The sequence below is a fragment of the Nocardioides sp. genome, assembly GCF_047606145.1.
Lineage (GTDB): Bacteria > Actinomycetota > Actinomycetes > Propionibacteriales > Nocardioidaceae > Nocardioides.
Genome location: NZ_JASGET010000164.1, coordinates 1 through 5,064 on the forward strand (window position 1 = coordinate 1; position 5,064 = coordinate 5,064).

Below are 5,064 nucleotides of genomic sequence, written 5' to 3' on the forward strand. Positions count from 1 at the left end.
CCGGGCAAGCCCGCCGCCGGCGCCCCCGAGCCTCGCGGGTCGGCTCGGCCCGACCCGTCGGCGGCGGCCCTGCGCTTCGTCCAGGGCATGCTGCCCTCGGCGGTCACCACCCTGGTGGCGGTGCTGCTCGCCCTCGTGGTCGGGGCGCTGCTGATCGTCTTCACCGACAGCGCCAGCCTGCACGCGATCGGACGCGGCGACGTCGGCTACGTGCTGCAGCGGGTGTGGGACTCCTACCGGGCGCTGGTCTCGGGCGCCGTGGGCGGCGGCAGCCAGATCTCCACCACCCTGGCGTACGCGGCGCCGTTGATCTGCGCCGGCCTCGGCGTGACGCTCGCCTTCCGCGCCGGCCTGTTCAACATCGGGGCCCAGGGCCAGTTGATCGCCGGCTCGGCGCTGTGTGCATTCGTCGGCTTCCACTGGCACATCCCCGGGGTCGCCCACGTGGTGGTGGCGCTGATCGCGGCGCTGGTCGGCGGGGCGCTGTGGGGTGCCATCGCCGGCATCCTCAAGGCCACCACCGGCGCCCACGAGGTCATCACCACGATGATGCTCAACTATGTGGCCAAGTACGCCCTGTGGTACCTGCTGACCAAGCCGGCCTGGATCCGGCCCGGGGAGACCAACCCCACCTCGCCGCGGGTCGACGACAACGCGCTCTTCCCGACGGTCCTCGGTCTGAACACCGGCATCGTCATCGCGCTGGTCGCGGCCCTCGTGGTCTGGTGGCTGCTCGAGCGCACCACCTGGGGCTTCGACATGCGGGCGGTCGGCGCCAACGCGGAGGCCTCCCGTACGGCGGGGATGAGCATCGCCCGGGTGACCACCATCGTGCTCACCCTCTCCGGACTCCTCGCCGGCCTGGGCGGCGCGATGCAGATCCTCGGCCAGGACAACGACCTGACCCAGGGCACCGGTGGCACGATCGGCTTCGACGCCATCACCGTCGCCCTGTTGGGCCGGGCCACGCCGCTGGGGACCGTGCTGGCCGGGATCCTGTGGGGCGGCCTGCAGACCGGGTCGGCGACCATGCAGGCCGCGGCCGGTACGCCGGCCGAGCTCACCGAGGTCGTCCAGGCGCTGATCGTCATGTTCGTCGCCGCGCCGGCTCTGGTGCGTGAGGTCGTCCGGCTCAGGATCATCAGCAGTGAGCAGACGCTCGCCACGAAGGGGTGGGGTGGATGACGGCCACGACGGCGGAACCGGCCAAGCGCGGCATGCCGCGGACGGTACGCGATCGGGCGGACGTGCACCGTCAGGTCAAGCTGGTGGTGGTCAGTGTGCTGGCGGTGGCCCTGCTGGCCTACTTCTGGCTCGCGACCGACGACCCGCACGTCCTCTTCGGCGCTCAGCAGAGCGCCGGCGGATGGCTGGGCAACGGCTCGGGTGCGAGCAAGCCGACGAGCATCGACATCACCCCGATCCAGATCGCGTGCACCGCGCTGGCGCTGGTGGTGCTGATCCTGGCCGCGCTCGACCGGGTCCCGCACGGCTGGGTCGGCAACGTGGTCTACGTGCTGCTCGGCGCGGCCTTCTTCGTCGGCTTCTACCTGTGGATGTACGTCGACCAGGCCGCCGGCAGCCACCAGGTCAGTGTCGTCGAGCCGTTCAGCCAGGGCATCCACTACGCCACCCCGATGGTCCTGGGCGCGCTGGCCGGTTGCTTGTGCGAGCGGGCCGGCGTGATCAACATCGCGATCGAGGGCCAGCTCCTGCTCGGCGCCTTCCTCTCCGCGGCGGTCGCCACCCTGGCCGCCCACCTTCCCGGCATGCCGGGACAGCTCGGGTCGATCCTCGGCATGGCCGGCGGCATCCTCGGCGGCGTCGCGATCTCGGCGCTGCTGGCCCTGTTCGCGATGCGGTACAAGGTCAACCAGGTGGTGGTCGGGGTCGTGCTCACCGCGTTCGCCACCGGCCTGACCGCCTTCTTCTACGGCCAACTGCGGGGCAACGACGCCGCGAACAACTGGCTGAACAACCCGGTGCTGCTCACCGACGCGGGCATTCCGGGCCTGGACAAGATCCCCTTCATCGGCAAGATCCTGTTCGACCAGACGGTCATCGTCTACGTGATGTACGTGTGCATCGTCGGGGTCTGGTTCCTGCTCTTCCAGACCCGCTGGGGTCTGCGGGTGCGCTCGGTCGGCGAGCACCCGACGGCGGCCGACACGGTCGGCATCAAGGTCAACCGGATGCGCTGGCAGGCGGTGCTGCTCGGTGGTGTCGTGGCCGGCCTGGGCGGCGCGGCGCTGACCATCGGCGACACCGGGCCGTTCCAGCAGGACATGTCGGCGGGCAAGGGGTTCATCGCGCTGGCCGCGGTGATCATGGGCCGCTGGCACCCGATCTGGGCCACCTGCTGCGCGCTGTTCTTCGGCATGATGGTCAGCCTGCAGGTGCAGTTCAACAACGTGCATCCGGCGGCGTCGTACCTGTTCACCGCGATGCCGTACGTCGCCGTGATCGTCGCGGTGGCCGGCTTCATCGGCCGGGTGCGGCCGCCGGCGGCCGACGGCGAGCCGTACGAGAAGCAGTGATGCCGGACAGCCCGGAGGGCGGATTCGACTGGGAGCTGCTGCGGTCGGCGGCGTCCGAGGCGGCCGGGCACGCCTATGCGCCGTACTCCGGCTACCGCGTCGGCGCCGCCGCCCGGGCCGCCGACGGCCGGGTGGTCACCGGCTGCAACGTGGAGAACGCGGCGTACGGCGTCACGCTGTGCGCCGAGTGCGGTCTGGTCTCGGCGCTGCATCTGGGGGGCGGCGGCCGACTGACTCACTTCGTCTGTGTCGACGGTGCGGGCGCGGTGATCATGCCCTGCGGCCGCTGCCGGCAGCTGTTGTGGGAGAACGGTGGTCCGGAGCTGCTGGTCTGGACGGTCACCGGCGTACGAGCGATGACCGAGGTGCTCCCGGATGCCTTCGGCGCCGACGACCTGGGCCGGTAGCCGGGCCGGTAGCCGGCTCAGTGCGCGAGGGTGTCCTCCAGGTAGCGCGGTCGGCAGGCCTGCCAGGCGCCGCAGAGCAGGATCGCACCGGCGACCAGGATGAGCCCGAACGGCACCGCCCAGCCGCCGGTGACGTCGCGCAGGACGCCGACCAGCAGCGGACCCGCGCTCGCTGCGGCGTAGCCGATCCCCTGGGTGAACCCGGACAGCGACGCCGACCCGGCGTGGGTGCGGGTGCGCAGGTTGACCAGGGTCAGTGCCATCGGGAAGGTGCTCACCGCCAGTCCCACCGCGATGACCCAGACCACCGTGCCGCTCATCGGCGCCCAGAGCAGCCCGGCGAGCCCGAGGACCAGGCAGGCCGAGCAGCCGAGCGCGACCGGGAACGGGTTGCGCATCCGGGCACAGATCGTCGGCGCCACCACGGTGGCGGAGAACCCGATGGCGGAGAAGAGGCCGACCATGGTGCCGCCGAGCGAGTCGCTGCCACCGGCGTCGGTGAGCACCTTCGGGATCCAGGTGAAGAATGAGTAGGTGATCAGCGAGGTCATGCCGAACATGGCCGCCATGCCCCAGGCCAGCGGTGAGCGCCACACCGCCTTGAGGTGTTCCTCGGGCTCCGGGGCCCGGTGGGCGGGATGGCCGCGACGCAGCAGGATGACCGCCCATGGCACGACGGCGAGCACCGGGATGATCGCCCAGAGTGCCAGCGAGACGCGCCAGCCGGCGGCGTCGGCCACCGGCACGGTGATCAGTGCCGGCAGGGTGGTGCCCAGCTGCAGGCAGGTGAGATAGGCGGTGCTCAGCCCGGCGACCCGATCGGGGAAGTATCGCTTGACCAGTGGCGGCAGCACCACGTTGCCGATGCCCATGCCGAGCAGGGCGAGCGCGGAGAGCAGCAACAGACCGGCGGTCCCCGGGGCGACCGCGCGCAGCCCGATGCCGAGGGCGGTGACCACGACGCCGATCATCGCGGTCGGCTCCAGGTCGAGGCGCCGACCGAGCCACGGGGCCACCAGGCCGCCGACGGCGAACATGACGGTGGGCAGCATGCCGAAGACGCCGGTGGTGGTGCTGCCGAAGCCGAGGGTGTCGCCGATCCGGTCCAACAACGGGGTCAGCGAGGTGACGGCGGTGCGCAGAGTGAGGGCGTAGAGCAACAGTGCCGCGAGCACGATCAGGCGGCCGCGGCCGGAGGAGGCCACCGGAGTGGGCCCGGCCCCGCCGCGGTGCGTCGCGGCGGGCGTCGCTGCCCGGGTCGCTACCGGTGCCTGTGCCGCCGCGTGTGTCCCTGTGCGTGTCGCTGCCGTCATCTGCGCCTCCGGCCGAATCATAGGATGAATCGGTTGGTAACGGTCAAGTTCCGGTGGTGTTTCCGATCTGTTGCTGCCCGCGGCCGGTCGCGGGCCGCGGCTCCCGGAGCGTGCTGCTGCGGTACGGTCGCTTGGTGTGGAGAGCCCCCGGCGCCAGACGCTGATCGACCAGGTCACCGAGCAGTTGCGCCGCGAGATCGTCGGCGGGACCTGGCCGGAGGGTGGCCGCATCCCCACCGAGCCGGAGCTGTGCGAGCTGACCGGCACCGCCCGCAACACCGTGCGTGAGGCGGTCCAGGCGCTGGTGCACGCCGGCATGCTGGTACGGCGCCAGGGATCGGGCACCTATGTCCTCTCCGCCGCGGACCGGCCGCTGAGCGGATACTTCGCGGCCGCCGGCGAGCGCGACCTGATGGAGCTGCGTGAGACCCTCGACGTGACCGCGGCCGGGCTCGCCGCCGAGCGCCGTACCGACGCCGAGGTCGAGCAGCTCAACGCACTGCTTCGGCGGCGCAACGAGCTGTGGCGCGCCCAGCCCGCCGAGGCCGACCTGGAGGCGATGCTCGCCGCCGACCTCGCCGTGCACCGGGCGATCGTCGCGGCCAGCCACAACGCGGTCTACCTGGAGTTCTACGACTCGCTGCTGCCGACCGTCGAGCATCACATCCGCACCCATCCGGTCGGCGCCGCTGCCTCGCTCGAGTCCGAGCACTCCACCCTCGTCGCCGCGGTCGTCGCCGGCGACGTCGCCGCCGCCCGCCAGGCGGCCCGCGCCCTGCTCGCCGAGCTCCGCCGCCGCTGACGAGG

Annotated in this window: 5 protein-coding genes; 4 read left to right on the top strand and 1 reads right to left on the bottom strand. The window is 71.9% G+C overall.

The genetic code is table 11. The features are described from left to right. From QM638_RS22080 to QM638_RS22090, 3 genes are all read left to right on the top strand, one after another. The coding region (locus tag QM638_RS22080; protein ID WP_415145667.1) for an ABC transporter permease at positions 1-1,185 on the top strand (1,185 nt) is incomplete at its 5' end. Beyond that, on the top strand, positions 1,182-2,537 hold the full coding sequence (locus tag QM638_RS22085; RefSeq protein ID WP_415145669.1) for an ABC transporter permease: 1,356 nt from the start codon (positions 1,182-1,184) through the stop codon (positions 2,535-2,537). The genes QM638_RS22080 and QM638_RS22085, both read left to right, overlap by 4 nt. Beyond that, positions 2,537-2,944: a cytidine deaminase gene (locus QM638_RS22090; RefSeq protein ID WP_415145671.1), complete on the top strand. Its 408-nt coding sequence runs from the start codon at positions 2,537-2,539 to the stop codon at positions 2,942-2,944. The genes QM638_RS22085 and QM638_RS22090 overlap by 1 nt, the downstream gene beginning before the upstream one ends. Before the next feature lie 17 nt (positions 2,945-2,961). On the opposite strand, the gene QM638_RS22095 is transcribed toward QM638_RS22090, so the two are convergent. After that, positions 2,962-4,257 carry an MFS transporter gene (locus tag QM638_RS22095; protein ID WP_415145673.1) on the bottom strand — a complete coding sequence of 432 codons (1,296 nt, stop codon included), beginning with the start codon at positions 4,255-4,257 and terminating at the stop codon, positions 2,962-2,964. A 136-nt stretch (positions 4,258-4,393) separates the two neighbouring features. Between QM638_RS22095 and QM638_RS22100 the strand changes: the two genes are divergently transcribed. Continuing rightward, on the top strand, positions 4,394-5,059 hold the full coding sequence (locus QM638_RS22100; protein WP_415145675.1) for a FadR/GntR family transcriptional regulator: 666 nt from the start codon (positions 4,394-4,396) through the stop codon (positions 5,057-5,059). The last annotated feature ends 5 nt before the right edge of the window (positions 5,060-5,064 follow it).

Bases quoted from the DNA above. Each gene is read 5' to 3' on its own strand.
- QM638_RS22085 (WP_415145669.1), top strand. From the start codon at position 1,182: ATGACGGCCACGACGGCGGAACCGGCCAAGCGCGGCATGCCGCGGACG.
- QM638_RS22090 (WP_415145671.1), top strand. From the start codon at position 2,537: ATGCCGGACAGCCCGGAGGGCGGATTCGACTGGGAGCTGCTGCGGTCG.
- QM638_RS22095 (WP_415145673.1), bottom strand. From the start codon at position 4,257: ATGACGGCAGCGACACGCACAGGGACACACGCGGCGGCACAGGCACCG.